General features: G+C 47.6%; 24 protein-coding genes. 11 read left to right on the top strand and 13 right to left on the bottom strand.

Annotated elements, in window-relative coordinates; all coding sequences use genetic code 11:
• Positions 1-194: 194 nt before the first annotated feature.
• A complete protein-coding gene (locus tag SPI9445_RS0104750) occupies positions 195-1,085 on the bottom strand; it encodes an archaeosortase/exosortase family protein (RefSeq protein WP_083883493.1) in 891 nt (296 codons plus the stop codon).
• Positions 1,086-1,256: 171 nt separating this feature from the next.
• On the opposite strand from SPI9445_RS0104750, the gene SPI9445_RS0104745 reads away from it, so the two are divergent.
• Together SPI9445_RS0104745 and hpsJ-A are read left to right on the top strand one after the other, a co-directional pair.
• Positions 1,257-1,772 (top strand): hypothetical protein, encoded by a 516-nt coding sequence (locus tag SPI9445_RS0104745; RefSeq protein WP_017303583.1) that lies wholly within the window; start codon positions 1,257-1,259, stop codon positions 1,770-1,772.
• Positions 1,773-1,811: 39 nt separating this feature from the next.
• On the top strand, positions 1,812-2,639 hold the full coding sequence (hpsJ-A, locus tag SPI9445_RS0104740) for an HpsJ-like protein, cyanoexosortase A-associated (RefSeq protein WP_017303582.1): 828 nt from the start codon (positions 1,812-1,814) through the stop codon (positions 2,637-2,639).
• 6 nt (positions 2,640-2,645) lie between these two features.
• Here the strand turns inward: hpsJ-A and SPI9445_RS0104735 are convergent, their stop codons facing one another.
• On the bottom strand, positions 2,646-2,939 hold the full coding sequence (locus SPI9445_RS0104735; protein ID WP_026079531.1) for a hypothetical protein: 294 nt from the start codon (positions 2,937-2,939) through the stop codon (positions 2,646-2,648).
• Positions 2,940-3,141: 202 nt separating this feature from the next.
• On the opposite strand from SPI9445_RS0104735, the gene crtE reads away from it, so the two are divergent.
• Both crtE and SPI9445_RS0104725 read left to right on the top strand, forming a co-directional pair.
• On the top strand, positions 3,142-4,068 hold the full coding sequence (crtE, locus tag SPI9445_RS0104730; protein WP_017303580.1) for a geranylgeranyl diphosphate synthase CrtE: 927 nt from the start codon (positions 3,142-3,144) through the stop codon (positions 4,066-4,068).
• Positions 4,069-4,140: 72 nt separating this feature from the next.
• On the top strand, positions 4,141-4,596 hold the full coding sequence (locus SPI9445_RS0104725; protein ID WP_017303579.1) for a divergent PAP2 family protein: 456 nt from the start codon (positions 4,141-4,143) through the stop codon (positions 4,594-4,596).
• 66 nt (positions 4,597-4,662) lie between these two features.
• Here the strand turns inward: SPI9445_RS0104725 and SPI9445_RS0104720 are convergent, their stop codons facing one another.
• Entirely contained in the window at positions 4,663-5,082 is a 420-nt protein-coding gene (locus SPI9445_RS0104720) for a hypothetical protein (RefSeq protein ID WP_017303578.1), read from the bottom strand.
• Positions 5,083-5,350: 268 nt separating this feature from the next.
• On the opposite strand from SPI9445_RS0104720, the gene SPI9445_RS24375 reads away from it, so the two are divergent.
• Positions 5,351-6,823, top strand: a complete 1,473-nt coding sequence (locus tag SPI9445_RS24375) for a diguanylate cyclase domain-containing protein (RefSeq protein WP_017303577.1) — start codon at positions 5,351-5,353, stop codon at positions 6,821-6,823.
• A 318-nt stretch (positions 6,824-7,141) separates the two neighbouring features.
• On the opposite strand, the gene SPI9445_RS0104710 is transcribed toward SPI9445_RS24375, so the two are convergent.
• Both SPI9445_RS0104710 and SPI9445_RS0104705 read right to left on the bottom strand, forming a co-directional pair.
• Positions 7,142-7,528, bottom strand: coding sequence for a response regulator (locus tag SPI9445_RS0104710; RefSeq protein WP_017303576.1), 387 nt, complete (start codon positions 7,526-7,528; stop codon positions 7,142-7,144).
• A 215-nt stretch (positions 7,529-7,743) separates the two neighbouring features.
• Complete coding sequence (locus SPI9445_RS0104705; protein ID WP_017303575.1) at positions 7,744-8,259, bottom strand: hypothetical protein; 516 nt, start codon at positions 8,257-8,259, stop codon at positions 7,744-7,746.
• A gap of 103 nt (positions 8,260-8,362) precedes the next feature.
• Here SPI9445_RS0104705 and csaB point away from each other — a divergent pair, with 103 nt between their 5' ends.
• Positions 8,363-9,475, top strand: coding sequence for a polysaccharide pyruvyl transferase CsaB (gene csaB / locus SPI9445_RS0104700; protein WP_017303574.1), 1,113 nt, complete (start codon positions 8,363-8,365; stop codon positions 9,473-9,475).
• A 53-nt stretch (positions 9,476-9,528) separates the two neighbouring features.
• On the top strand, positions 9,529-10,551 hold the full coding sequence (locus SPI9445_RS0104695; RefSeq protein ID WP_017303573.1) for an AI-2E family transporter: 1,023 nt from the start codon (positions 9,529-9,531) through the stop codon (positions 10,549-10,551).
• On the opposite strand, the gene SPI9445_RS0104690 is transcribed toward SPI9445_RS0104695, so the two are convergent.
• The 5 genes from SPI9445_RS0104690 to era form a co-directional block, all read right to left on the bottom strand.
• Positions 10,535-11,977, bottom strand: a complete 1,443-nt coding sequence (locus tag SPI9445_RS0104690; RefSeq protein WP_017303572.1) for an FAD-binding domain-containing protein — start codon at positions 11,975-11,977, stop codon at positions 10,535-10,537. The two genes, SPI9445_RS0104695 and SPI9445_RS0104690, sit on opposite strands and share 17 nt — an antisense overlap.
• Positions 11,978-12,124: 147 nt before the next feature.
• Positions 12,125-12,595: a Dps family protein gene (locus SPI9445_RS0104685; protein WP_017303571.1), complete on the bottom strand. Its 471-nt coding sequence runs from the start codon at positions 12,593-12,595 to the stop codon at positions 12,125-12,127.
• 72 nt (positions 12,596-12,667) lie between these two features.
• Entirely contained in the window at positions 12,668-13,306 is a 639-nt protein-coding gene (locus SPI9445_RS0104680) for a transaldolase family protein (protein WP_017303570.1), read from the bottom strand.
• A 56-nt stretch (positions 13,307-13,362) separates the two neighbouring features.
• Positions 13,363-14,877, bottom strand: coding sequence for a 4-alpha-glucanotransferase (malQ, locus tag SPI9445_RS0104675; protein ID WP_017303569.1), 1,515 nt, complete (start codon positions 14,875-14,877; stop codon positions 13,363-13,365).
• Between the two features lie 302 nt (positions 14,878-15,179).
• Positions 15,180-16,124 (bottom strand): GTPase Era, encoded by a 945-nt coding sequence (gene era, locus SPI9445_RS0104670; RefSeq protein WP_017303568.1) that lies wholly within the window; start codon positions 16,122-16,124, stop codon positions 15,180-15,182.
• 129 nt (positions 16,125-16,253) lie between these two features.
• Here era and SPI9445_RS0104665 point away from each other — a divergent pair, with 129 nt between their 5' ends.
• The 3 genes from SPI9445_RS0104665 (at position 16,254) to SPI9445_RS0104655 (ending at position 21,838) form a co-directional block, all read left to right on the top strand.
• Positions 16,254-17,180, top strand: a complete 927-nt coding sequence (locus SPI9445_RS0104665; protein WP_017303567.1) for an isoaspartyl peptidase/L-asparaginase — start codon at positions 16,254-16,256, stop codon at positions 17,178-17,180.
• Between the two features lie 249 nt (positions 17,181-17,429).
• The gene (locus tag SPI9445_RS0104660; RefSeq protein WP_017303566.1) at positions 17,430-18,755 is read left to right on the top strand and encodes an ATP-binding protein; all 1,326 of its coding nucleotides are present in this window, start codon (positions 17,430-17,432) and stop codon (positions 18,753-18,755) included.
• A 2-nt stretch (positions 18,756-18,757) separates the two neighbouring features.
• On the top strand, positions 18,758-21,838 hold the full coding sequence (locus SPI9445_RS0104655; RefSeq protein WP_017303565.1) for a tetratricopeptide repeat protein: 3,081 nt from the start codon (positions 18,758-18,760) through the stop codon (positions 21,836-21,838).
• Between the two features lie 516 nt (positions 21,839-22,354).
• Here SPI9445_RS0104655 and SPI9445_RS0104650 read toward each other — a convergent pair.
• Genes SPI9445_RS0104650 through rppA form a run of 3 tightly spaced genes read right to left on the bottom strand, consistent with a single transcriptional unit; the run spans position 22,355 to position 25,651 of the window.
• Positions 22,355-23,554 (bottom strand): acyltransferase family protein, encoded by a 1,200-nt coding sequence (locus SPI9445_RS0104650; RefSeq protein WP_033373960.1) that lies wholly within the window; start codon positions 23,552-23,554, stop codon positions 22,355-22,357.
• Complete coding sequence (rppB, locus tag SPI9445_RS0104645) at positions 23,484-24,959, bottom strand: two-component system sensor histidine kinase RppB (RefSeq protein WP_017303563.1); 1,476 nt, start codon at positions 24,957-24,959, stop codon at positions 23,484-23,486. Before rppB ends, SPI9445_RS0104650 begins: the two co-directional genes overlap by 71 nt.
• Entirely contained in the window at positions 24,956-25,651 is a 696-nt protein-coding gene (gene rppA / locus SPI9445_RS0104640) for a two-component system response regulator RppA (protein WP_017303562.1), read from the bottom strand. The genes rppB and rppA overlap by 4 nt, the downstream gene beginning before the upstream one ends.
• A 145-nt stretch (positions 25,652-25,796) precedes the next feature.
• Here rppA and SPI9445_RS0104635 point away from each other — a divergent pair, with 145 nt between their 5' ends.
• Positions 25,797-26,447 (top strand): permuted SH3 domain-containing protein, encoded by a 651-nt coding sequence (locus SPI9445_RS0104635; protein WP_006620884.1) that lies wholly within the window; start codon positions 25,797-25,799, stop codon positions 26,445-26,447.
• Positions 26,448-26,461: the final 14 nt, after the last annotated feature.

Genomic DNA, 26,461 nt, shown 5'->3' with positions numbered 1-26,461 from the left:
TCGCGAACGCGCAGCGTTGCGCAGCAAACGCCTACAATCCAGATAGGACAATAGCCCAGAGTTCGCATCTCATTAGGACTAGCTATAAATTCTTGAGACAAGCAAAAGACCTTGATTTGCACAATTGTAAATTCCACAGCTAGCATTTTTAAAAAAGCAAGAATCCCCGTCTAAGCCAGAGCGTGGATTGTTAACTAGCGCTCTTTTATTAGGGGAGTAGATTCAGAGCTAAATTGCTCTTGTGGATTAGTTTGATGGGTCTTGTTTTGGGCAGTAAACCAGCAAAATATACCAAATAATACAATCGGTAAGGTCGAGAAAATTTGACTATTATCAGAGTGCCAAAAGTCAAAAGCGGCGGGGGAATGGGCGGCAAAAAAGGCAAGCATTCCTAGGCGGATTCCATTGACAAATAAGACTGTTAAAATAGCAACTAAAGGAACAATAATTTTATACAATTTAGAGGTAGGAATCATGATTAAAAAGAGCAGGGCAAGCTGTAACATCCAGAGAATGGTAGCAATTCCGGCACAGTGAGGATCAATCCACATGGCGCGCTGTGGAAATACAATAAAGTCCTCGTGATAATCTACATTAAAGCCCACATACCATAACAAAAAGGTAGATAATTGTGTCATAAAATGACTAACTTTCAGGAGGTTATTAATGGGGTGAATGAGTCGTTCAATGGGTAAAGTTAGAATAATAAACAGGGTTAAATGTTGGGAATATTTGCCCCACTGAGCGCGGCCGAAGAGGAGCAGACTTAGACCGATGGCTGTAGTCAGGGGGAGGAAATAAATGAGCCAATTTTGAGCGGCGAGGGGGGCTTGATTGAGGACTAAAAAGAGAATCCAAACTCCCGCTAGGAAGAGATGAGGGGGGGTGGGGTGGGGGTGGGGGGTGACTTGGTTTGGGCGGAGGCGTAGGATAAAGGCGATCGCAAATAAAACCGTTGTCGCCTGTAAACTGCTGAGTCCTGCCACCCCCAGCACATGAAGAGTCAACGCAAAAATCACCCCACCCATGCCTAAGAGGACTTGACTCATCCTAGTCAGAGAGCGAAACCACGTTAAAGCCATCATAATTCTTGGGTTGTCTAAGTTTCCAACATCAGACCTTCGTTAAAGGGGATTGTATCGCAGGAAATCCCCCATCAGAGGGTTTTCTCCCCTTCGGGCGGGTTATTAATTCTTTGTAGAATATTCCTCAATCCTGAGTTAGACTACAAGTTAGCTATGTTTCTGGGGTCTACCATGCCATCCTCACTTATTAAATCTCTCAGCATTTTAGGTCTAACTCTAGGCTCTCTGAGTTGGTCGTTACCCGCCCTTGCTCTAGATTTCAGCTTTTCCTTTCAAAGTGTGAGTGGGACAATTACCGGAGTTCCACCGGGGGGCGGTGGTGCGAGTCAAGTCACAGTAACAAATTCCCCCATTGGTGGCAGCATCGGAAACTATGGGGGAGGTGGAACCTTTAATATTTCTGGGGGGAATATCTCCAGCGCCAACTTCACCGGGACTTTTGGCGGCAATACCCTAACCTTTTCCGCTACAAACGGGAGTCTGGGGGGGATTTCCGGGCCTGTTACCTTTTCCCCGTTAGGTGCGGCCGCTGCTCCTTGGGATTTTAACCCCACCGTCGCGTTACTGGTCGGGGCTGGAGTTTGGGCAGTAGCATCTCGACGGAAAAAAGGCCGCCAAACCGCAGAAAATCCCGCCCCCACTACCCTTATTCCTAACCTTTCCTCAAGCTCCTCTGATGGAGTATAGTCGAGGAGGTAAAGACTGACTACACAGGGTTTTAGCATTTTGTCTCAATCTGATCTTTCCCCATCCACCCCCCCCAACTCTGACCCATCCTCAGACCCCCCCTCCCCCAAATCTGCCAATCTTGCCCCACCCCCCACCGCTGAGGGGTGGTCAAAAGCCCCCAACAAAAGCAGAAGACGGGGGATTGTTTTGTCTGAAAATGCTCTCTATCATTCCCTCTCCCTCCTGCCCCTTGTTGGTTACGCCTTACTCCTCTTTACCCTCGTTGATTTTGTGTATTTAGTCGTCCCTCCTCGTTTAACCGACCCCATTTGGCAGTTTGAAGTAATGGGGGGATTAGTCGAACGAATTTGGGCGCCCTTATTAGGATTTGTTTGTATTTTCTACAACCGTCAAGAAAAACTCACACGCTGGCAAATGCGGCGCTTACGGTTGCTCTCTTGGTTCGCTTTATTATTAGGATTAACCTACCTCTTCCTCCTCCCCTTGGGATTAGGCAATACTTGGCGGATTCATCAATTCAATAAAATCCAAGTAGAAGACCAAATTTCCCGCGAAATTTTCCAAGTGAATCAACTGCGCAATCGTCTACAATCTGCTACCACTATTTCCGAGTTAAATGATGTGGCGCAGGTGGTTAATTTCACGGTGGAATCTCCCAATAATCTCGCTACCTATCGCAATCAAATCCGAGTTAAAATTGACGAAGCAGAACAGGAATTTATGCGGCAAGTAGGGATTCAGTGGGAAACGCAAAAACTAACCCTGCTCAAAAACTCTGTCAAACTGAATATCGGAACAATTCTCTCTGGAGTGTGGTTAATTTTGGTTTGGATTCGCACTCATTGGGCGCGTCAACGGTATTAATTCAGCCTAAAGCCAACTGCTCACATCTCTTAATTCTGGGGGAATCACCACATCAGGGGGGAATTCTAAAACTGTTTCTGAGATGCCTAAATAGCCCGATTCAGCAAAAGATAATAACAGTCGATTTAAGGCGACCCAAACGGGGGGATCAAATTCCCAATTTCCTCCCCTTGGGGCGTAACAACTGATAGATTTTAATGCCCAAAAGTAACTATTCCGCACCACAGATCCCCCTTTTTTATACTTAGGGACATCTTCTGCCTGGAGGAGTAAAATATTATCTTCAAAAGTAGCCCGCATAATCAGGTATCCGTTTTGACATTCTCGCCGCCAAGCTGCGCTGTAACGGGAGTCCTCTTGCGACATTTAACCACAAGTAGAGTGGGATTGCTTCTGGCCTCCCCACAGGTCTAGGCAAGAGGGGGGAGCGTCAATCTCCCGCCCAAGTCCCCTCCTGCTGATACAATAAGGAGAGCAATTTGTTGGCTTAAAAGGGTAGGGCATGGTAACGACGGACGGAAAAATCGCCACTTCTGAAAACAGCGCGTTTGATTTAGTAGGGTATCTGGCAGAGCAGAAAGTCAGGGTAGAAGAAGCATTGGACCAGTTGCTACCCATTACAGAACCGCCTACGATTTATAAGGCAATGCGTTACTCGCTGTTAGCAGGGGGGAAACGACTACGGCCGACTCTGTGTTTGGCGACTTGCACCCTGTTGGGGGGAACGGCGGAGATGGCAATGCCAACGGCCTGCGCTATGGAAGTGATTCATACCATGTCTTTGATTCATGATGACTTGCCCGCGATGGATAATGACGACTATCGCCGGGGACAACTGACGAATCATAAGGTTTTTGGGGAGGATATGGCGATTTTGGCGGGGGATGCCCTGTTGGCCTATGCTTTTGAGTTAATCGCTAGCCAAACGGAAGGGGTGCCGCCGGAACGGGTGTTAAAGGCGATCGCGCATTTAGCCCATGCGGCTGGGGCTGGGGGCTTAGTGGGCGGTCAGGTGGTGGATTTGGAGTCGGAAGGGAAGGCCGATATTACGGTGGATACCTTGACGTTTATCCATACTCACAAAACCGGGGCGTTGCTGGAAGCCTGTGTGATCTGTGGGGCGCTGATTGCGGGGGCCGGGGAGGAGGATTTACAACGCCTCTCCCGCTATGCGAAAAATATTGGGTTAGCGTTCCAGATTGTAGATGATATTCTCGATATTACCTCGACCCAAGAGGAGTTAGGCAAGACGGCCGGAAAGGATTTGGCGGCTCAAAAAGTGACTTATCCCAGTTTGTGGGGGATTGAGGAGTCACGGGTACAGGCACAACGGTTAATTGATGAGGCGATCGCGGCTTTAGCGAATTATGACACCAAAGCTGACCCACTGCGGGCTTTAGCTCGGTTCATTGTGGAGCGCAAAAACTAACAGAGCCCGGGTGTCGGGTGTTGTTTTGGCTCATGTTTCTCAACCCGAACGACGAACGATAAAGAACCAATCATGCAGGACTTTGGCGAAATTTTGGGAAATCATGTTTTAATCGCGGCGATCGCAGCCTGTTTAATCGCCCAGTGCCTCAAGGCAATTATTGGCTTGATTCGGGATGGCACCGTCAACTATCGGACGTTGTTTAGTACCGGGGGAATGCCCAGCGCCCATTCAGCGTTAGTGGCGGCCTTGGCGACAGGGGTAGGGCAAAACCAAGGCTGGGCAAGTACCGACTTCGCCATTGCCTGTCTATTTGCGGTGATTGTCATGTATGATGCCGCCGGAGTCCGCCAAGCCGTGGGCAAACAAGCGCGGATTCTCAATCAAATTATTGACGAGATGTTACAAGAAGATCAGGAAGTGAGCGAGGAACGGTTAAAAGAACTGTTAGGGCACACCCCGGTTCAGGTCTTGGCAGGACTCACGTTAGGGATTTGTATTGCTGTGGTGGTAGAGAGTTTCTTCTAGTTTTTTCTAATCAGGGTTTGCTGAATATCCCTAATCCACCAGCCCCATATATCCCCTCCAGCCCGGTTAAGGGGGGGGTGGAGGCGCAAAAACACCTGAAGCCGGGGGAAAGGGGCTTGCTGGGCTGGCTGGGGTCGAATGCTGGGAGCGGACGATCACCACCTCCACCCCCACCACTTCCTGCAAGTACCGCCCCCACTGTTGACTGATGGTTAGGTTTTGAAATCCTCCCAGACGAGTCATAGTCTCCCCTCGATGCACACACACCGTTAAATTCTCAGTTGTGGGGAGACTGCGACGCAATAAATCCTGCTCACTCCAAGAGGGAGTCCTTGCCAAAATAATATAGGCTTCCGACTGGGGAGGACGACAGGGGGGATAACTTTGAGCGTTGGCGTAATGTCTCGTTCCTAGTATGACCTCTCCTACCACGAATAAACTTAATAAGTCTAAACCAATCGACAATAACTTGATTCTTCGCTTCATTTTGATTTAAGACACAAAATTTGACCTTGCTTGCTCCCGATGGCTGCATTGTTTAACAAATTGCTGACTATTATGGCAGAAGTCTAAAACTTCAGTCAAAATGGAACAAGAGTGCTAAGAATCTATAGCAATCCTCAATAGGTTGTGGTAGGGGAAATTCATCAATTCTCCCTAGGATCTGGGTTCAAGTCCCCAAAATATTACAACTCAAATCTGATGGCTATAGCTTGCTCTTCTCTTGATCTGATGAAACTACCGGACTTAGGGAATGAATTCTCCTGCTTTTAATATTTTACTCATTGAAGATAGTAGAACTGATGCTCTTATCTTAAAGCAATCTTTAAGTAAAATAGCACCTAATGAGTTTTTGATCAACCATGTTTTTAGCCTAAAATCATCTTTTCTTCTCCTACAACAATATGATTTTGATGCCATTATTCTTGATTTATTTTTACCCCAAAACCAAGAACTAGAAGCCCTCAAAAAAATTCAAAAAACTTTTCCAAATATTCCAGTTGTCGTTTTAACCGGGATTAAAGATGATCAGTTAGCTTTACAAGCTCTACGGGAAGGCGCGCAGGATTATTTTGTCAAGGGAGAATATTTGGGGGAAGGCTTAGTGCGGGGAATTCGTTATGCTATTGAACGAGCGCAAATTTTAGAGACTGTGCGCCAACAGAGACGACGAGAACAACTGCTCGTTGAAATTGCCAGACGGATTCATGCTTCCTTAGAACTGTCGGTTATCTTAGAAACAACAGTGATAGAAATTCGCCATTTTTTAGGAGCAGATCAAGCCGCAGTTTATAAATTCTCTGCTCCCGATCAGTCTCATTTTATTGCTGAATCTGTTGTGAATAAAGCTCCTTCTTTACTCAATCAATCCCTGAACAACCGTTATTTTTTTGAACTTTTGTTTTTGCCCATTGAAGCCGATAGTAAAGTAGCATTGCATGATGTGAGACAGGTGGGATTAGCCCCAGAGGATCTGAAGGATTTTGAAAAGCATCAAATTCGGGCAATAGTCCTAGTTCCCATTGTCTTAGAACAGGAGTTATGGGGCTTACTTTGTATTCATCAATGTTTTCGGGCGCGTCAGTGGCAAGAATGGGAGATTGATTTATTAAAGCAGGTGACAATTCAATTAGCCATTGCCATTCATCAAGCCCAACTCTATCAAAAACTGGAACGGTTTAATGAACAACTTCAGCGTTTAGTGGCTATTGATGGCTTAACCCAAATTGCTAATCGTCGTCAATTTGATCACTATTTACAACAACAATGGAAGCGTTGTAGATGGGAACAGTCGGCGATGTCTTTGATTCTCTGCGATGTTGATTATTTTAAGCTTTACAATGATTGTTATGGGCATCAACAGGGGGATGATTGTTTATGTCGTGTGGCTAAAGTTCTAGAAGGGGCGGTCAAGCGTCCTAGTGATTTAGTTGCACGCTATGGGGGGGAAGAATTTGTGATTATTTTACCGAATACTAATTTACAGGGAGCCTTACGAGTGGCACATGGGATTCAGCAAGCGGTGCGCAATTTGGAAATTCCCCATTTGTTGTCTTCGGTGAGTCGTTGGGTCACGATGAGTTTAGGGGTAGCCACTTTATATCCTTGTGGTAATGCTATCCCTGAACAGTTGATTCAAAGTGCAGATGAGGCGATGTATCAGGCGAAGGAGTTAGGCCGCAATTGTATTGTTGTGGCTCAATCTTGTCCTGTTCAAAATCCTTAAATCCCAATAAAATAGAGTCCGCATCGCTCTTAGGAGGCTTATCTAGCACGGACTCTGTGAGGGAATCAGATCAGTTGGGGTATGGGATCAAATCAAAAGGGAAGGATTCAAGCGTTCAAGGGATCAATCAGAAAGACAAGGACGGACGCACTACACCCCATGTATAGAAACGCCTCACGACTTACTATAGTCGTCCTGTCTCTTGATCAGTTCTTTGAGTTGTACGCTCACACTCATTTCTCCTGATTGCAGTTTCACTGTAGCAGGCAAAAATAAGGAAAATATGAGGACTGAGCGAGAAGGGGAAAAATTTCTAGTTCACACCGGAACATCCCAGCCTAAAAAGTCGGCGACGCGATCGCACAACGTCAAGGGATTAAATGGTTTAGTAATCACCCCAGCAATTCCCATCTGTGCGAACTTCTCCCGATCCTCGGGTAATGCTTTAGCCGTCAACAGAATAACAGGAGTTTGGCTGCGACTGTTGTTTTGTTGCAATTGATCAAAAAACTGAAAGCCATCTAAATCTGGCATAGAAATATCAAGGAGAATGGCATCAAAGGAATCTTTATCTAGTCGTTGCAATCCTTCTTGACTCGATTGAACGGTGATCGTATTCCAGCCTCCTAAGTCTTCTAAACAGGCTTTTACGACTTCAAGAATACGTTCTTCATCATCAATCACTAATAGGGTTTTATTGCTCATGGATTACTCTTGCGGAAATGCTACATCACTTAGCGTTAGTTTTCACGGACTGGAGAGAACAGGCCTTAGATTACCTGATTGTGAGACAAGTTGACAATGTGGAAATTTCGGAGAGAGACAAGTTCAGAGACAAGAATAGATAGGTTTTTATGCACCTATCATGATGAGGGTTCCCCAGTGAATTTAAGGGAATTGAGCTAGAAATCCCCAAAAAACTAACTTAAAATACGACGAAGTTGTTCTATGGCTACTGGATCCAATGTAATTTTTAACTCTAATTGTTCTGTTGGATCTTGAAATAAAATCACCGCATTCTCTCCCGATTTTGCCCCGGCTACATTGGGTTTCGTAACGGTTATGGTGGTGTACTGAATTTGGGGGGTTGAAACCCGAATCACTAATTGCTGTTGTGCCTGAGAATAAATATAGAGTTCCTGACGGCCGGGGTGAAATTCTAATTTGCGCAGGGTAATGCTATGTTCAAATTCTTCCTCTTGTTTCGACCAATATAAAGTAATCCCGCCAACACGAGTATTTTTTAGAGTTACAGTTTCATCAAAGCGTTGAGTAGACCAGTCTAAATCCCGAACTTGTTCAGAAGGAGGCAGTAAACGTTGAGCAAAAATCATGTCTTGTCCGGCTAAACTTTCCCACCATTGTTTAACCTGAAGAAAGACTTCTGAATTGTGGGGATCTGTGCTGTTATGTTCCCAAGTGATGAAGTTAGACATGAGCGCGAAATGAGGGAGAAAGGAGTAGAGACTGAAGAAGGCACAATAGGCAGACGGGGAATGGGTCGGGTCATGAGTGGTTAGGACTCAAATATTGACATGAATGGTATCCCCCCCTACATTATACGGGTTAGCTGAAGAGATTGGGGAACTTATGGGCGATCGCACCGCAACACATTCTAAGGCCGTCCTCTGCGGCTATTATGGCAAAGGCAACGGGGGCGATGAAGCCCTCTTAGCCACTCTTTTACAAATGTTACCCCCCACAGTGCAGCCCATTGTCCTGTCGGGCAATCCCCGAGATACTTTTGAACGGTATCAGGTGGAAACTTGCGATCGCACCTCTGCCTTTAGAATTTTAGAAGCCCTACAACAATCCGATTACTTCATCTGGGGGGGAGGGAGTTTAATGCAGGATGTCACCAGTTTAGTCAGCCCCATTTATTATGGCGGATTAATGGCGCTCGCCCAGCAACGAGGCTTAAAAACCATCGCCTGGGCCCAGGGAATTGGCCCCCTCGGGCGCCCCTTTACCCAGTGGCTAACTCGCCAAGTTTTAGAAGGCTGTCATGCCGTCAGCGTGCGGGATGCTGCCTCCGCCCAACTCCTCAGCCAGTGGGGGATGAATGCCGCCCTTGCCCCGGATCCCGTTTGGGCGTTAGAAGACACTTCCCCCCCCTACTCTCCCCCCTCCGATTCCCCCATCATTGCCGTTAATTTACGCCCTCACCCCACCTTGACCCAAAAACGTCTAAAACATCTCACCCAAGCCCTAGCGCGCCTGCAAGCCGCCACAGAGAGCCTAATTCTATTCGTTCCCTTCCAGAAAAGCCAAGACTTACCCTTAGCCGAGGCGATCGCACCTCAACTCCCCGGCAAGCATCAAATCCTCACCCTAGAAGATCCCCGCCAACTCAAAGGACTCTTTAAACAGGTACAATTCACCATCGGAATGCGCCTCCACAGCCTGATCATGGCCGCCGCCCAAGCCTCCCCCTGTTTCGCCCTCAGCTACGATCCTAAAGTCACCCAACTCATGCACAGCCTCAATCTTCCGGGCTGGGAATTAAGCCAACTCCCCGATGATGCCAACACCCTCTATGAAACATGGCTCACCCATTATCACGCCAAAACCCCCCTAAATCCTAATAAAATTCAAGCCCTTTGTGATGCCGCCCGTCTTCATCAACAATTACTCTGGCAAGTGATTGATTAACGCGAAACCCAACAATTAAAAACAATGCCCCATCTAGAAACTCAGTTTCTCCCATGAAAGACCTGTTCAATCATCTGACTACCTCCCAATTGATGCGCTATCTACTCATCTTTATTCTAGGTTGGGTCATCATCGAACTATTAGCCTACTTTGAACACATTATCATCATCTTTACCTTCGCCGCCATCCTCGCCTTTCTCCTCAACTATCCCGTTCAATTCCTCAAAAGAATTTTACCTCATACCCTAGCCGTCGGCCTTGTTTTCGGTTTAACCTTAGCCCTATTTGTGGGTTTAACCATCCCCTTGGGTATCACCATTTTAGCCCAAGCCGAACAACTTTTAAGTCAATCTCCCGAATTACTAGAATCCCTCACCGAAGTCTTAGATGATCTGCAAAACGTTCTAGCCAACTGGAACATCAGAGCCAACGTCGGCGCTATTGAAGACCAACTGCAAGACCAAATTATAGCCGGTTTAGGCGTGGGATTATCCACCCTACAAAGCTTTCTCTATAACCTAGTTAACCTCATTTTAATAGCCGTTGTCGCCTTCTTTATGTTACTCGATGGCTTACCCATTTGGGAACTAATTCTTAAACTGTTTCCCCCCTACTTACGAGAACCCATTAACACCGCTATTAAAGAAAACTTTTTAGGCTTTTTTTGGGGCAGACTCTTACTCTCCATTTTCTTTGGTATATCCTGTTTAATCGTCTTTGCCTTATTACAAGTTCCCTACAGTCTTATTCTAGCCGTCATTGCCGGAGTATTTGACCTGATCCCCGGCATTGGTGCCACCCTTGGCATTAGTCTTGTCACCCTGATCCTACTACCCCAAGGCCTTTGGCTCGGCATAAAAGTTTTAATTACCTGTGTTGTCTTACAACAAGTCGAAGAAAACTTACTCATGCCTCACATTATGAAAGACTCCATCAACTTAAACCCTATTATTATGTTTTTTGCCTTACTGGTTGGGGCGAGAATTGCCGGATTATTAGGAGTCTTTTTAGCCATTCCCGTGGCGGGTGTTATTGTGCGCTTAAGTCAAGTGGAAACCCCTAAGACAGACGCATAAGTTTATATCGGTTCTTAAACTCCGCCTGTTGTCGTTTATGATCTACAATGGGCGCAGGATAACCACAAGCTTCGCGCTCTGCTTTGGGTATTTTTCCCGTCACTAAATATTCACTCTCCACTGAACTTAATTCTCTCACCCATTGACGAATATATTCTCCGTCTGGGTCGAATTTTTGGGCTTGACTGGCGGGGTTAAAAATGCGTAATGGTTTCGGATCCATGCCACTAGAGGCGCTCCACTGCCACCCCCCATTATTCGACGCTAAATCCCCATCAACAAGGGTTTGCATAAAGTATTTTTCACCCCAACGCCAATCAATGATTAAATCCTTGGTTAAAAAACTGGCCACAATCATCCGACAACGATTGTGCATCCATCCCGTTTCATTTAATTGACGCATGGCAGCATCTACAATGGGATAGCCCGTTTTGCCCTCACACCACGCTTGAAAATGGTCTTCATTATTATCCCAAGGGAAATCTTGAAAGGCCTCTCGATAAGGCCCCTCTGCCAATTCTGGGAAAAAATATAGAGCGTGTTGATAAAATTCCCGCCAAGCTAGTTCTTGTTGCCAAGTTTGGATATTATCCCGCGCTTCATCACTGCGCGCTGTGCTATAAAGTTCTGCGGTTTTTTGCCAAATTTGACGAATCCCTAGCACCCCAAACTTTAAGGCTGGACTTAATAAAGATGTGCCATCCAGGGCGGGAAAATTTCGTTGTTCGTCATAAAAAACCAGTGCCTGATCACAAAATTGTTCTAGTCTTTCTTCGGCCGCTGCCTTGCCGGGATTGAGTAAAAATCCATTGTCCCAAGAATAGCCTAAAGCCTCGGCAGTGGGGAGAGAAACCGCGCCCAAGTCTTGGAGAATTTGCTGTTCTGAGTCGGTTAAAGGGGTTAAAGGTTGAATCAGACCAACGGGGTCTAGTTTGGGCTGTTTCAGCCAGTTTTTCCAAAAGGGGGTATAGACTTTATAGGGTTCTCCGGTTTTGGTTTGAATGTCACCGGGCGGGTGTAAAAGTTGATCCCAATGGGTAAAAACTTTAATCCCCAGTTGCTCTAATTGGGTTTTAATTTGCTCATCTCGTTGTCTGGCATAGGGTTCTATGTCTTCTGTCCAAAAAACCGCTTCACTGTTTAAGGTTTGAGCAAGTTTGGGTAAAAGTTCTTGAGGTTGTGCGGCGAAAAAGTGTAAGTCACTGCCTAGAGTTTGATACTGTTGTTGTAGGTCTGCTAAACAACCGATGAGATAGGCTACACGGGCGGGAGCAATATCATCTCGTTGTAAAATGTTGGGGTCAAAGCAGAATAAGCTGATAAGTTTGCATCCGTGAGTTTGGCTATATGTTTGGGCGTGATTCAGTCCTAAATGATCGGTTAAACGTAAATCGCGCCGATGCCAGCATAAAATCGTTTTGCTCATGATGGTTTGTTCCTGTTGGGGCTTCCCGCTTCTATTTTTCTAGGCAACAAAACTATACACCGTTCTCCTCTGTGGAAGAACGGCGTAAGACGATCAGGGAATGGGCGTTAATTCCCACAAGGGAATGGGGAATTTCCGGCAAATTTGTTAAAGCATACTACGAAGCATCCAGGCGGCTTTTTCGTGAATGCTCATCCGTTCCACTAATAAATCAACGGTTGATTCATCATTGGCCTTTTCTGCGTTGGGGAAAACGGCTCTCGCGGTGCGCACGACGGCTTCGTTGGCTTCTACGAGGAGGCGAATCATGTCGGTGGCTTCGGGAACGCCGCGTGTTTCGGCGATGGAACTCAGTTCGGCATATTCACTATAGCTCCCGGGTGCAGGATAACCCAAGGTGCGAATCCGTTCGGCGATCGCATCTACAGCTAGCGCCAGTTCGGTGTATTGTGTCTCAAACAAGGTATGCAGGGATTGAAACATCGGTCCGGTAACGTTCCAGTGGAAGTTATGGGTTTTCAGGTACAAGCTATAGGTGTCAGCCAATAACCGGGATAACCCTTCTACAATACTTTTGCGATCACCTTCTGAGATACCGATATTTACTGGGGCTTCCATAGTTCAATCTCCGTTTCAACTTCTTAATCATACTCGTTATGACTTCGTTTTGTCAAATGTGGGACGTGGGGGCTATTCCACAATTCCCCGGCCATTGGCGCGAAATTCTTCGACTGTTTGTTCTGAATATTCGTGATAAGTCAGCGCCTGTAACATGGGCAGGGGTAAGGTGAGATGATGCGCCCCCGCTTGGATAGCGCCCGCCGCTTCGGCGGACGATTTTAAACTGGCGGCTAAAATTTGGGTGGGGGTATGCTGTAACACCTGAGCCATTTCGTAGACTAAGGCGATGCCATCCCCCAGTAGACGACTCGCCCGATTGACGTAGGCGATCGCATATTTTGCCCCCGTTTCTGCCGCAACAACCGCCTGTGCTGCACTATAAATCCCCGTAATAGAACAGGCAACCTCCCCCGAAAGACGCGCCGCAACGGTAAACCCCAAGGGAGTAGCCGGAATCTTCAACACCAACTTTTCCCCCACCACCTCCCGCGCTTGAGCCGCTTCTTGCATCATTCCCTCAACCTCTACCGCCGTGAGTTGATAATATAACTCCCCCGGACAAATTGCCGTCAACTTCTCCAGGGTGGTGATAGGGGAGAGCGGACTTTTCGCCAACAGCGTGGGATTCGTCGTAATCCCCTTCACCCACCCCCACTGAATCACTTGTTCGGCTTCTTCAACCTGTGCAGAATCTAGATAAAGTACCATGATCTTAACTTGCAAAATCCCGCCCAGTCCCCTCTGGGGAGACTGTCGGGAGGATGTCACCGATTATACAACTCGGTCAACATCCGCAGTCGCTCGGCCAGATCATCACTCAATTGAGCCGAACTTTCATAACGCCAGCGCCAATTCTCTGCATTTACACTAGGATCATTCATCCGCCCCCGATTATCTAACCCTAAGAGATCCTGTAGGGGAATAATCGCCTGATTCGCCACAGAACTTAATGCCAAACGAATGAGGCCCCAATGCACCTCGACAATCGCCTCTGGGCTATCATAGCCTAAATATTTCGCCACATTTTGCCGTTCCGTCTCCCCGGCCTGCCCCCACCACCCCAAAGTTGTATCATTATCGTGGGTTCCCGTATAGACCAGACAGTTCCGGGGGAAATTGTGGGGTAAATAGGGATGATCCGCCCCTTCCCCAAACGCAAAGAGCAAAATTTTCATACCGGGGAAATCAAAGCGATCGCGCAACTCCTCCACCTGTGGAGTAATAATCCCCAAATCCTCCGCCAACACAGGCAAACTTCCCAACTGTTGCCCCAGCGTCTCAAAAAACTCCCCCCCCGGACAAGGAATCCACTCCCCCTTAATGGCATTGGTTTCCCTCCCCGGCACCTGCCAATAGGCCTCAAAACCGCGAAAATGATCAATCCGCACTAAATCCACATACTGCAACGTTGCCCGAAACCGTTCAATCCACCAAGCAAAACCCGTCTCCTGTAACTTATCCCAATCGTAAACCGGATTCCCCCACAACTGCCCCGTCGCGCTGAAATAATCCGGCGGCACCCCCGCCCGATATAACGGTTCTAACGTCTGCTCATCCAACTTAAAAATCTCCGGGTGGGACCACACCTCCGCACTATTTTCACAGACATAAATAGACACATCGCCTATAATTTGAATCCCCTTTTCATTAGCATATTTTCTTAACTTTGTCCACTGTTCAAAGAACTTATACTGAACAAATTTATGGTACAAAATCCGATCCGCTAATTCCCCCGCCTTTTCCTTTAACCGCCCCGGATCTCGTCGAGCTAAACCCGTTTCCCACTCCTGCCACATTTTATCAGGTTGTTGTTCATGAATTGCCATAAACAACACATAATCCTCTAGCCACCAAGCTTGTTCTTGACAAAACTGTTCAAAAAGAGGGTCAGAAGTTGTATTAAATTCATCTTTAAACCCCCCATAAGCCTGTTCCAGATACTGGGTTTTATGGGCAATCACCCGGTCATAATTCACCCGATCCGCTTCAATATCATCTCCCGTCAAGGGTTCTAAATCTGCCGCATTAAGCAGTCCTTCCGAGGCCAACTGTTCCAAGCTAATTAATAAAGGATTGCCCCCAAAAGCACTAAAATTCATGGTATAGGGAGAATGTTCATAACCCGTCGGCCCTAGGGGTAAAATCTGCCAGAGTTTTTGTCCACTTTTAACCAAAAAATCCACAAACTCATAGGCAGACTTTCCTAAATCCCCAATCCCAAAACTACTAGGTAGGGAGGTTGGGTGTAAGAGAATCCCACTCGCACGTTCAAAAGGCATAATCGAACCTGTAAATCATCAAGTTATTACTTAGTATAACATCCGATTGACGGTTCAAAATCAATCATTTTGTAGAGGCGTATTGCATACGCCCAAAAATTCGTAGGCATCTATTACACACCCCAAAAATTTGTAGGGGTCTATTGCATACGCCCAAATTATACACCCCAAAAATCCGTAGGGATCTATTGCATACGCCCAAAAGGTTTTAACTCACTCCAAGAGATGGCTTGTTTCCCCATAGTCAGTTAAACCCAAGAGAATAAAGCCATCTCAGAACTCAGATTGTGAACCTCGAAAAACTATTTTTCCACTTGATAACCAAACTCCGATAAATGAAGCCGAGACTGTCGCCATTTCGGTTGAACCTTGACAAAGATTTCTAAATAAACCTTCCCCGAAATTAACTTTTGAATTTGTTCCCGAGCCGCCGTACCAATAGCTTTTAACATACTGCCCCCTTTGCCGATTAAAATTCCTTTTTGTGATTTTCGTTCCACATTAATCGCCGCATAAACTCGGGTAATTTTGGGGGCTTCTTCCACCTTTTCAATCGTCACCGCGACGGAGTGGGGGACTTCTTGACGAGTGAGATATAAAACCTGTTCTCGGATTAATTCACCCATAATAAAACGCTCCGGTTGATCCGTAACTAAGTCTGGGGGATAGTAATAGGGGCCTGTTGGTAATTGGTCAACTAAGAGAGATTGTACACTGTCAAGATTTTGACCCGTGAGAGCAGAAAATTTGCAGAAATTCCAGCGTTGATGAACGTCAAGGTGACGATAACTTTCATCTAAGGCCGCCGCTTCGGAGGGTTGTTGATCCGATTTGTTAAGGCCTAAAATCACTGGGGTAGGGATATTGTGGAGTAATTCGGCAATGTAGCGATCGCCCCCTCCAGCCTCCACAGTGCTATCCACCACAAACAGCACCACATCCACCGATTCAATCGCCAAGCGTGCATTCTGTACTAAAATTTTCCCTAACTCATGGTGGGGTTTATGAATCCCCGGAGTATCCACAAAAATGATCTGAGTTTCGGGAGTAGATAGAATCCCCCGCAGACGGTTGCGCGTCGTTTGGGACACCGGAGAAGTAATCGCAATTTTTTGTCCTACCAATTCATTCATTAACGTAGACTTCCCCACATTGGGTCGTCCGATAATCCCCACAAACCCCGATTTAAAACCCGGAGGTGCAGTAGGAATAATCGGCTGTTCGTCATAAGGTAGTTGGTTTTCCATATCTTGACAAAATCCCTAAGATAGTTATTCTATTTTTGCACGCTCCTTGATGAATCCACGAAAGACCACAAGCCAAAATTCGGGTAAAATCAGTAACACTCAACATTTACAGGATTTAGACAAGCACCCATGCAACCCAAATTAATTATTCACGGCGGCGCTAGTTCTCTGGATGATAAAGGGGGATTAAACAGCGTTCGTCAGTCCCTACACCAGATTGTTCAGACTACCTATGACTTGCTGTTGCAGGGGGGGAGTGCCGTGGATGCGGTGGTGTTAGGGTGTAAACAACTCGAAGATGAACCCCGGTTTAATGCCGGAACCGGATCCGTGTTACAGTCCGATGGTCAAGTGCGCATGAGTGCCTCCTTGATGGACGGTGGGGCCCAGCGTTTTAGTGGGGTGATTAACGTCTCACGGACTAAGAATCCCATTGAGTTGGCGCAGTTTTTACAAAATGAATCAGACCGGGTGTTATCAGATTATGGGGCTGCGGAATTGTTGCGAGAGTTAAAAACCCCCATTTATAACCCCTTAACAGACTCCCGCTTAAAAGAATGGGTAGAAGAACGAAAAAACGATTTCTCGCGGGATATGGCGCGTTTAATCGCCGATGACGAAGCCGGACGGGGAACTATTGGAGTAGTGGCTTTAGACCAAGAGGGACGCATTGCCGCAGGAACTTCAACGGGAGGGAAAGGATTTGAACGCATTGGCCGAGTGAGTGATTCAGCCATGCCTGCGGGGAATTATGCCACCTCCCTAGCGGGGGTCAGTTGTACAGGGATTGGGGAAGATATTATTAACGAGTGTTTGGCGGCAAGGATTGTTATTCGGGTGACAGATGGGTTGTCATTAGGGGAAGCCATGCAGCGTTCTATGGTGGAGTCGCGGGAGAATCAACGGGATTTAGGGGTGATTGCTTTGGATCATACGGGTGCGATCGCCTGGGGAAAAACCTGTGATATCATCCTGGCCGCCTACCACAACGGAACCGCCATTGGCGACACCCTAGAATGGCACGGTGTAGGCGAAGAGTTAAGCGGTTCTTGTTAAGCCTTAGCTCATCGTCGGGAAGCCCCGCACGGGGATGTCCCTAAAAAGACATCTAGAGCCTCCCGTAGAAGCACCGAACGCCTCATAGTAATATGGGGAAGCCCGCACCGTACCCCTAGGGTCGGTGTCGGGAGGATGTCACCACAAACAAGGAATCATTAAAACCGCCTGTTCCCTGTTGTCTATACCCGATTCCCAATTGGGTTATCATACCGGATGTGTTGGGACTCACAAGGGGAATCTTGATTTATGCCGTCAGCCGCAAAACCTCAAAAAGGTGGGATTTTAACTGTAACGGGTTGTGAAAAGTTAGAACAAGCCATCCAACAAGCCAATGAAAGCCAAAACTTCCCCCCCAGTTATGGCAAAATTGCCCAACAAGCCGGGATTCCTGTGGAAGTGGCGATTCAGATTCTCTACCGTCAGGGGAAAAGTGACCTCAAGGCGATTCAATCCCTTTATAAGGCCTTTGGGGTGCGCTTACAACGGCAAGACTATGAGGTAATCCGCACGGAGGAGGAAGTGGGGAGGGTTGAACCCCCTGCCGATTGTATCCTGAGTCCGGGCTATGAGGGGCGAGAGGGGTGGTTAGAACGCCTGAAGGTTGAATTAGAGTCTAACCCTCCTGTTCGTGCCTTGACGGGGATTTCTGGGGTGGGGAAAACGACCTTACTCCGTCATGGGGTGCAGGAGGTGGGGGAGGGGTTTGAGCGGGTGGTTTGGCTAGATGGCGATCGCATTCGTTTCCCCTTTCCCACTCTTTTACGGCAAGTCCTCGGCGAAGAAATCGCCCTCAAACTGCCCACCCCCGCCGAACAAATCCACCCTCTCCTGATGGCACTGGAAACCACCCCCCAGTTAGTGATTTTAGATGGGGTGGAAGCTTGGTTAAATCCGGAACAGGACGCCTTTCAAGATCCCGGATTACAGCCCTTGCTTGAAGCATTACTCACTCAAACCCAATGCCCCTCCCGGGTGATTCTCGTCTCCTCCTCCCCCTTGCCTATATCCCTGCCCCAATGGGAGTTAGACGGCCTTGATGAGGGGGCGTTAAGCCGCTTATTTCAAGCTTGGGGCATTGCCCTAGACGATGAGGCCAGTCAGAATAGTTTACGGGACATGATGCGGGTCTATGACGGTCATCCGTTGACCCTCAAGATTTTAGCCGGAGAAATTCGTTCCGCCCCTTACTACGGCAATCTGCGCGCTTACTGGCATGATTACGGCTACGATTATGAACTAGCCCTCTCGGAAACCCCAGAGACAACAGATCCCTATCCTCCCTTAATCCGGGCGTTAGAGCGGGTTTTGCAACGGTTAGGCCGTCTGGCTCCCTTAGCCTATGAGTTGTTAGGTTTAGGTGCGATGAATCCTAAAGGGGCTGATTTGCGAGGATGGCAGTTTTTGATCGGAGATTTCCCCCTTTCTGAACAAGAAGCCGCCATTTTAAGCCTAAAACAACGTTTTTTGTTAGAAGCCGAAATCAATGATCCCCAAGTGCGTTACAGTTTACACAAATTTTTACGGCACGTTGTAGGATTAACTATACCTGACCTCAAGCAAAAGGGAGTGTAGAAGTGACTGCCTCAAATCCCAAAATCCAACTCCGTATTCTTTCTGAAGCTGATGCCTTAAAAGTGCGTTATAACTCCGCTTCTGGCCAGCTAATTTTACCGAGTTCTGAATCAAGGGATGGGTCTACAGCTACCAGTCATCAAGGGTCTACCTCAGAGAGAGAACGCCCCCAAGTTTTGCGCTTTTTTGAATGTGTAAAATATTGGGCCGGCTTGAGAGAAAATGCAGGGCTTCATGACCAAAACCCGCCGACTCTCCATGAAATCCTCAAGGATTTAAATTTAACGGAAATTGCTCATATTCGTTGGGCGTTTTATTATTTACAACTTCATCAACCGATAGAAAGTGACAGTCCCTTAACTCAAGTTGAAGGCTATTTAGAGGCGTTTGATCATCTCTGTGAGTTGGAAGCTTGGGAAGAAGCCAGCGAGGTTCTCTTTTGGCCGATTTTACGGGAGACAGAGGAGCGCCCGGAAGAGTTACATCGTCTGTTGTTGATGGGGGGCTATTTACCGGAAGTGATTCACCTTTACCAAAGGGTCTTAGACCATTTAGATGAGGGTGGAATGGTGCATCAGGTCTGTTTACAAGGGCTAGGTCAAGCCTATTATGCTCTACAAGAGTATGACCCATCGATCACCTATTTTCAACGCTATTTAGGGACGGTTGCTGATGTTCCCGATAGCTCTTTAACAACGATTCATTTGTATTTAGGGAATGCCTACTATGCCTTGGGGGATTATGAAAACACAATTGGGGCTTTAGAACAGTGTCTGGATTTGCCCTTAGTGCAGGTGGTTCCCGAGGGGATGGAAAAAACCCTCTATCGCTTGGCCTATGCCTACTATCAGAGTGAACGGTATGAGGAGGCGATCGCACAATTTGCAAAATACCTCGCCGGAGTCCAAGGGGACGAGCCAGAAGCCCTCGAAACCCTCTATTATTTAGGTCAGGCCTATAGTGCCATTGAGCAATACACCCCAGCCATTGACTACCTCACCCGCTATCATAACGCCGCCCCCCAAAATCCCGAGGCGAACGCCCAAGCTTGGCTAACCCTCGGCCGCGCCTACTACGCCCAAAATGCCCACCCCGAAACCATTCACGCCCTCGAACAGTATTTAGAACTTGTCCCTCTCCTTAACCAAACCCCGCCCCATCAGGTCTTCTACCTCCTCGGCCATGCCCATTATGCCCTGAGTCACTATCCTCAAAGTATTGATGCCCTGCGCCAATATCTCAGTCAGGCCGTCCAGTCTCGGGATGTTTCCAAGCTAGAAAATAGTCTGTTTTATATCAGCACCGCCTACTATACCCTCGGCGACCATACCAACACCATCCGCTACTTCCAGCAATATCTGAAAGTCACCGCTCAAACCCCCACCCCGCGCCGAGAAAAAGCCCTGCTGTGCCTAGGAGAAGCCCACTACGAACTCCAACAGTACCCCGAAACCATCGAGATACTGCAACAATATCTAGAACAGATTGCACAGGACAACGAAAGTCCAGACTTAGCCATCCCCTACCTACAACTCGGCACCGCCCACTATGCCCTAGAAAACTACTCGGCCGCCATTGAATACTTACGCCACTATCTCTCCTTAGTGGAAACCCAAGACAATCCTAGTAACCTCTGTGCGACCCTCTTCGCCTTGGGGAAAGCCCATTACTTCCTCCAAGATTATGAACCCGCGATTACTTACCTGCAACAGTACCTCACCTTAAATGGAACTGAACCCCTTCCTAAGAGTGAACAGCTTCCTAATCCAGAATGGGGGATGACCTTGTTTTACTTAGGAACCGCTTATTTTGCCCTAGGAGATCCCGCCGCTACCATTGACTATCTACAGCAATATCTCACCGTCACGGGGAGTAAAATTGCCCCGATGGCCTTGGCGACAACCCTTTTTGATCTCGGACAGTCCTATTTTCTGCTGCAAGATTACAGCCAATCGGTGGATTATCTCCAACAGTACGTTAAATTAAGCCGTCCCGCCGTTCAATCCCTGTTAGATCAATATCTCGTCCTCCAGAAAAAAAACGAAAACCCCGAAGGCGGAAAATCGGAGACATCCCTCCCCCTGCCCCCAGAAACCCTGAAAATGTTCAAGCTCGAAAGTTGGCATCAACTCCATCAAGGGATGATGACCTTAGCGGAAGCTTGTCAACGCTTAGGGGATATGAACCGGGCGATTCGCGGTTATCAGGACTTGTTGCCGTTGACTCAACTGTTTGATGATCCGGTGCGGGAAGGTCAAACCTTGATTAGTGTGGGGAAAGCCTACTTTATCATCGGCCGTTATGGGACGGCGATTGAATACTTAAAACGCTATTTAGTTATTACTGAGGCGCTGAGTGATTGGTTAGGGAAAGGAGCCGCCTTACACTACTTAGCCAACGCTTATTTAGGGCTAGGAAACCATCACAAAGCGCTGTCTGTGGGTCATAAAGCCCTGCGTCTGTGCCGACAAATGGGCGATCGCCTCTTAGAAAGCCAAACTCTGGGCAGTTTAGGCCGCACCTACCACGCCACCGGGGACTATGACCGCGCTATGTCCCTCTATCAACAACAGTTAAACATTGCCCGAGAAGCCCATGATACAGCCGCCATCGGAGCCGCCTTGGGCAATATGGGCTGGACTTACTGTTTATTGGGCAACTACACCCAAGCGATTAAGCATCTGCAACAATATTTAGAGGTCGCCAAGGAAATAGGCGATCGCCTAGCCCAAGGCGAAACCCTCTGTCACCTTGGAGAAAGCCATCTCCACCTACAAGAATACCCCCCAGCGCGGGAATACTTGCAAGAAGCCCTCAAAGTCGTCCGCGCCATCCAAACCCGACATTGGGAGGCCGAAGTTCTGAAAAATCTAGCTTACCTGAGTCAAAAAACCGGCCACTTAGAACAAGCGCGGGAGTATTGTCAACAAGCGATTACCATTGCTACTGATTTAGAACTGACAGAACTGCAAGGATATCAGGAGTTACAAAAATATCTACAGCCTTCTTTTTTAAGTGGTTTATGGGAGGCGTTATTAGGTTTATTCCAGCAGAAAGTTTTACGCTCTCGTAGTGTGAGTTAGTGCGTTTGATAGGCAGAGATCCCGCCCTCCCCACCTTGCCCCAGAGGTAGGGGAATAGGTCGCTAGCCAACCGTGACAAGTAATTCGTAGGTTGGGTGAAGCGACAGCGCAACCCAACAAGTAACCCAAAAACCGGGTTTCCTAACCAATCCTTCGGGCGTGCTAAATAGGGTCTGCTGAATAACACCAGATGCTAGGCTCAACAAGGGAACAGGGAACTCTTAACAGGGAACAGATCATCTAAAACTGGCACGATTGCCTATTCCCGACTCCCGACTCCCGATTCCCCAACTCTCGGACTTATTCAGCAAGCCCTAAATAGGGTCTGCTGCTCTAAGCACTGTTAATAGGGCTTTGGGCTGTTTAGGGGCGAGAAACTGCAAGGTTTTAGGGATAAATCATCAAAAAGGCTTGCCTTTTTCCGATTCCCCTTCCTGTTCCCCGTTCCCTGTTCCCCACCCAGAGTAGAGTTATATTGCTACGCAACGCTTCGCGAACAGCAAGCCCTAAATAACTCTACAGTTTAATAAACCAGCGTTGACGGTACATCAGATAAAGAATCAACCCCCAGATCAGGAGATTGGCGATCGCAAAAAATAGCGACCCATTCCAAGATCCCGCCCAAGGTTCAAACAGATTCTTATATAGCCAAGCATAGGTACTCACGGCATCATCCCCCGTGCCGATCTTTGTCCGGTGGAGAATCCGCACAATCACCCCGGAGGCCACAAAAACAAACAGCGCATTGAGTCCCATCACCTGAAAGGGGAAACTCCAGCGCCGGATGTTTCGCACCTCAATCAACTCGTAACACAAGGCAAAAATCAACAACGTCCACCCGGCACTATACAACACATAGGAACTCGTCCACAGTTGCTTATTAATGGGGAATAGCACCCCCCACAGCGCCCCGGAGACAATCCCCATTAACCCAAACTGCACTAATCCTAAACTGGCAGTGGAGAGGATTTGGGGGGGATCTTCTGGGGGCTTTTGTTGGCGTAACCAATCCCCGGTTAAATAGCCCAGAATGAGGGTTATCACAGCCGGGAAGGTGCTTAAAAGGCCTTCAGGGTCAAATTGCCCCTGTAGATAAAGATGGTCTGTGGTGAGGATTAAACGGTCAATATAGGCCGCAACGTTGCCCTCTGGGGAGAGATCCCCCGCCCCGAAACCGGGGACGGGAATTAGGGTCATGATTGCCCAATATCCTAACAGGACGAGGGCGGAGAAAATCCAGAGTCCTCGGCGTTTCAGGTTTAAGACGGCAATCGCACCGACCCAATAAGCTAGACTAATCCGTTGCAATACGCCCAAAATCCGAATCTGACTAAAATCAAAGTTGGGAAATCCAGTCAGAAAGATGCTTAAACCGTTGAGAAATAAGCCCAGCAGGAATAAAACCAAGCAGCGCCGCCCCAGTTGCCAGTAAACCGACGAGGTGGGAGATTGTGGGGAATTATCCCCCCTAGCCCCCCTTTGGAAGGGGGGGATCTCGCTGGGGGGGTTTTGATACTTGGCGAAGGAAAAGGCCATTGCGGTGCCAGAGATGAATAAAAAGGCCGGAAACACCCAATCGGTGGGGGTGAAACCGTGCCATTCCGCATGGAGGAGGGGAGGATAAACAAATGACCAACTTCCGGGATTATTGGCAAGAATCATCCCGGCAATGGCCATCCCGCGCAGCACATCCAAACTGGTTAAGCGTTGACCCATAATTAGTGAACCGTAAACAGTTGTCGATATTGTATGGGGTTTTGTTGATACAAGGGAATTGCAGGGTGAATATACTCCCTTTTCCTAGTTCACTTTTAACCGTCAGAGATGCTTGATGACGATAGGCGATCGCCTGTGCCATGGCTAGTCCTAATCCCGTTCCCCCAGTTTGGCGAGAGCGATCGCTATCCACCCGATAAAATCGCTCAAAAATTCGAGTTTGTTCAGCCGGAGCAATGCCAATTCCTGTATCTTGGACTGTAATCAAAGCCGTGCGATCGCGTACCATTAAACTTACAACCACTTCCCCAGATTTAAGGGTATACTGGATAGCATTAGCAATTAAATTCGACACCAAACGATAAAGCTGAGATTCATTACCTAACACATAAATTTCCTCAGCAGGAACTTCTTGCATTAGATTAATTTTCGCCAAAGTTGCAAATTCTGCATATTCCTCGGTTAAATCATAAATTAAATCATTTAAACAACAGGGTTCAAAGGCTTGGCTTGAAGACTGATGTTCCAAGGTACTAAGAAACAGTAAATCAGCAATTAAATGGCTTAAACGTCGTCCCTGTCGTTCAAGGGTTTGTAGCATCGCCTGCATTTGCTGGGGATTTGATGGGGGAACCCGTAAAATAGCCTCAATAGTTGCTAAAAGAGTCGCGAGGGGAGAGCGCAGTTCATGGGCAGCATTGGCGGTAAACTGTTGTTGCTGTTGATAGGATTGGTAAATAGGCCCCATCGCTAATCCAGAAAGCCACCAACCAGCCACCACGACTAAACCTAACGCCAAGGGAAACCCTAAACCTAAAATCCACCTCATTCGATTAACTTCTGCATCAAACGTCGCTAAAGTGCGTCCAATTTGGATATATCCCCAAGAGGAATCTAAGTGCATTGGCGTTTGAGGATTAACCTTGCCACTGTGGAGAATGGTAGTGAATTGATGGTAGCGCGTCCCTCTCGCACTGCGAAAGGTTTGCCAAGGTGTGGGGTTTAGGGTTTGGGGTAAGGGGAGAGGGTGATTTGGGGAAAAGGCTAAAAGTTGACCGCGATGATTGAACACCCGGATATAGTAGGTACTGCGATCGCTAATGCCAATAGTATGACGCTGAATTAAGGTGGGGTGATGGTTACAAGGTTGTCCTTGTAGGCATAAATCGGGAAAAATTTGTCGTAGGATACCTGTTGGCTCTCCCGATTGAGGGAGCATGGGTTCTAAGCTATCATGAAGTGTCCCGGCGATTGATTCCATTTCCCGTTCCATCGCTGTCCAATTCGACTGAATCAGAGAGCGATACACCCCAAACCCCGATAAGCCCAAAATCCCACCCATCACTAACGCATACCAAAGCGCCAGACGGATTCTGCTATGGCGAAACAGTTGATAGCTATTCATCGCGGGGAGGTATTAAAACGATAACCCTGACCTCGGATGGTTTCAATGGGACACCCGCAGTCATAACTGGCTAATTTGCGCCGCAATAAGCGCATTTGCGCCGCCACCACATTACTGATGGGTTCCTCCTCTAAATCCCACAGTTGATAGCGGATTTTACTCCCCGGAATAATGCGATCGGGATTTTGCATTAAATAAGCAAAAATCTGAAATTCCTTGACCGTTAAGGGAATGTTTTTTGGGGGTTGGGTGAGTCGATTACAGATGGTATTGTTGGCGTAATCTAGCATAAATGCGCCTACAGTCAGGGTTTGGGGTTGGAGGGTGGGCGATCGCCTTTGGAGAGCGCGTAAACGAGCCAATAATTCCGCCATCACAAAAGGCTTCACTAAATAATCATCAGCCCCCGCATCAAGTCCAGTAATTCGATTTTCCGGTTGTCCCAGAGCCGTTAACATCAAAATCGGTAGGGGGTTCTGGTGAGAGCGGATGCGTTGGCATAACTCCAAACCCGACAATCGAGGCAATAACCAATCAATAATCGCCACCGTGTAATCTGTCCATTGACTGTCTAAACAATGCCAAGCCTGAATCCCATCGGCTACCCAATCGACAATATATTTCTCATTGACCAGAACTTGCTTAATGGCCAATCCTAATTCCGCTTCATCTTCGACTAACAGGATTCGCATTGTGAGAATTGCCAGGGGGAGACGACTGCGATCGAGGTTAACAGACCGCGAAGGAAAAAGGGGGAGATTTCACCTGGATTTCATCTTTTCTTTGGCAAACTGGGGAGGCTTTGGTATAAAACCCCATTTTTTGTGAGGAGGTCTGATGAACACAACTTCTATGATTGGCTCAATGTTCGCTCTGAGCTTAATTTTCGGCACACCCACCCTAACCTTAGCCCATGTAGGACATGGGGATGAGTTTCAGGCTGAAGGCGGCATTGATCGGGTTCCTGTCAAGCCAGAAACCGATTCCCTCCTAGGGATTAATGTTACCCCCATTGCTCCGGCGGCGGATGGGAGTTACCGCGTTCTTGTTCCCATGACCGCCCTAGTCGATGCCGATGGGAAACAGTTAGCCTTTGTCTTGTATGGTAATTTTTATGAGCCAGTTCCCGTGCAAATCGGAACAGCAGAAGGGGAATGGGTCGAAGTAACCGAAGGGTTATCCGTTGGGGAACAACTGGTTACCCAGGGTAGTTTGTCCCTCTATGCTGAATCTCGCAAAACCCAAACAGCAGCAACTGCACCCAGTCCAGAAACCGCCACCACTCCCCCCGATGAAGTTCATGCTCAAGCGGAAGCTCAAGGTATCCCACAGGAACAGGATGTTGAGGGTAATCTGGCGGAAACCACAAGCAATAACTTTCCGATGGGAACTTTAGCTACCGTTGGGGGAGGAGTTTTGCTCCTCTGCGGTGGGATTTTCTTCTGGACAGGGAGTCGTCGGAACAAAAATCTCTTTTCCGACAAATAAGGGAGGATTATTGT

It is taken from the genome of Spirulina subsalsa PCC 9445 (genome assembly GCF_000314005.1).
GTDB classification, from domain to species: Bacteria; Cyanobacteriota; Cyanobacteriia; order Cyanobacteriales; family Spirulinaceae; genus Spirulina_A; species Spirulina_A subsalsa.
Note: the sequence above shows the minus strand (reverse complement) of the source record. Positions and strands in the feature narration are given on the sequence as shown.

What these genes read in the sequence shown, in the direction of transcription:
- SPI9445_RS0104750 (WP_083883493.1), bottom strand. Translation starts at nt 1,085, where the DNA reads ATGATGGCTTTAACGTGGTTTCGCTCTCTGACTAGGATGAGTCAAGTC.
- SPI9445_RS0104745 (WP_017303583.1), top strand. Translation starts at nt 1,257, where the DNA reads ATGCCATCCTCACTTATTAAATCTCTCAGCATTTTAGGTCTAACTCTA.
- SPI9445_RS0104735 (WP_026079531.1), bottom strand. Translation starts at nt 2,939, where the DNA reads ATGCGGGCTACTTTTGAAGATAATATTTTACTCCTCCAGGCAGAAGAT.
- crtE (WP_017303580.1), top strand. Translation starts at nt 3,142, where the DNA reads ATGGTAACGACGGACGGAAAAATCGCCACTTCTGAAAACAGCGCGTTT.
- SPI9445_RS0104725 (WP_017303579.1), top strand. Translation starts at nt 4,141, where the DNA reads ATGCAGGACTTTGGCGAAATTTTGGGAAATCATGTTTTAATCGCGGCG.
- SPI9445_RS0104720 (WP_017303578.1), bottom strand. Translation starts at nt 5,082, where the DNA reads ATGAAGCGAAGAATCAAGTTATTGTCGATTGGTTTAGACTTATTAAGT.
- SPI9445_RS24375 (WP_017303577.1), top strand. Translation starts at nt 5,351, where the DNA reads ATGAATTCTCCTGCTTTTAATATTTTACTCATTGAAGATAGTAGAACT.
- SPI9445_RS0104710 (WP_017303576.1), bottom strand. Translation starts at nt 7,528, where the DNA reads ATGAGCAATAAAACCCTATTAGTGATTGATGATGAAGAACGTATTCTT.
- SPI9445_RS0104705 (WP_017303575.1), bottom strand. Translation starts at nt 8,259, where the DNA reads ATGTCTAACTTCATCACTTGGGAACATAACAGCACAGATCCCCACAAT.
- csaB (WP_017303574.1), top strand. Translation starts at nt 8,363, where the DNA reads ATGGTATCCCCCCCTACATTATACGGGTTAGCTGAAGAGATTGGGGAA.
- SPI9445_RS0104695 (WP_017303573.1), top strand. Translation starts at nt 9,529, where the DNA reads ATGAAAGACCTGTTCAATCATCTGACTACCTCCCAATTGATGCGCTAT.
- SPI9445_RS0104690 (WP_017303572.1), bottom strand. Translation starts at nt 11,977, where the DNA reads ATGAGCAAAACGATTTTATGCTGGCATCGGCGCGATTTACGTTTAACC.
- SPI9445_RS0104685 (WP_017303571.1), bottom strand. Translation starts at nt 12,595, where the DNA reads ATGGAAGCCCCAGTAAATATCGGTATCTCAGAAGGTGATCGCAAAAGT.
- SPI9445_RS0104680 (WP_017303570.1), bottom strand. Translation starts at nt 13,306, where the DNA reads ATGGTACTTTATCTAGATTCTGCACAGGTTGAAGAAGCCGAACAAGTG.
- malQ (WP_017303569.1), bottom strand. Translation starts at nt 14,877, where the DNA reads ATGCCTTTTGAACGTGCGAGTGGGATTCTCTTACACCCAACCTCCCTA.
- era (WP_017303568.1), bottom strand. Translation starts at nt 16,124, where the DNA reads ATGGAAAACCAACTACCTTATGACGAACAGCCGATTATTCCTACTGCA.
- SPI9445_RS0104665 (WP_017303567.1), top strand. Translation starts at nt 16,254, where the DNA reads ATGCAACCCAAATTAATTATTCACGGCGGCGCTAGTTCTCTGGATGAT.
- SPI9445_RS0104660 (WP_017303566.1), top strand. Translation starts at nt 17,430, where the DNA reads ATGCCGTCAGCCGCAAAACCTCAAAAAGGTGGGATTTTAACTGTAACG.
- SPI9445_RS0104650 (WP_033373960.1), bottom strand. Translation starts at nt 23,554, where the DNA reads ATGGGTCAACGCTTAACCAGTTTGGATGTGCTGCGCGGGATGGCCATT.
- rppB (WP_017303563.1), bottom strand. Translation starts at nt 24,959, where the DNA reads ATGAATAGCTATCAACTGTTTCGCCATAGCAGAATCCGTCTGGCGCTT.
- rppA (WP_017303562.1), bottom strand. Translation starts at nt 25,651, where the DNA reads ATGCGAATCCTGTTAGTCGAAGATGAAGCGGAATTAGGATTGGCCATT.
- SPI9445_RS0104635 (WP_006620884.1), top strand. Translation starts at nt 25,797, where the DNA reads ATGAACACAACTTCTATGATTGGCTCAATGTTCGCTCTGAGCTTAATT.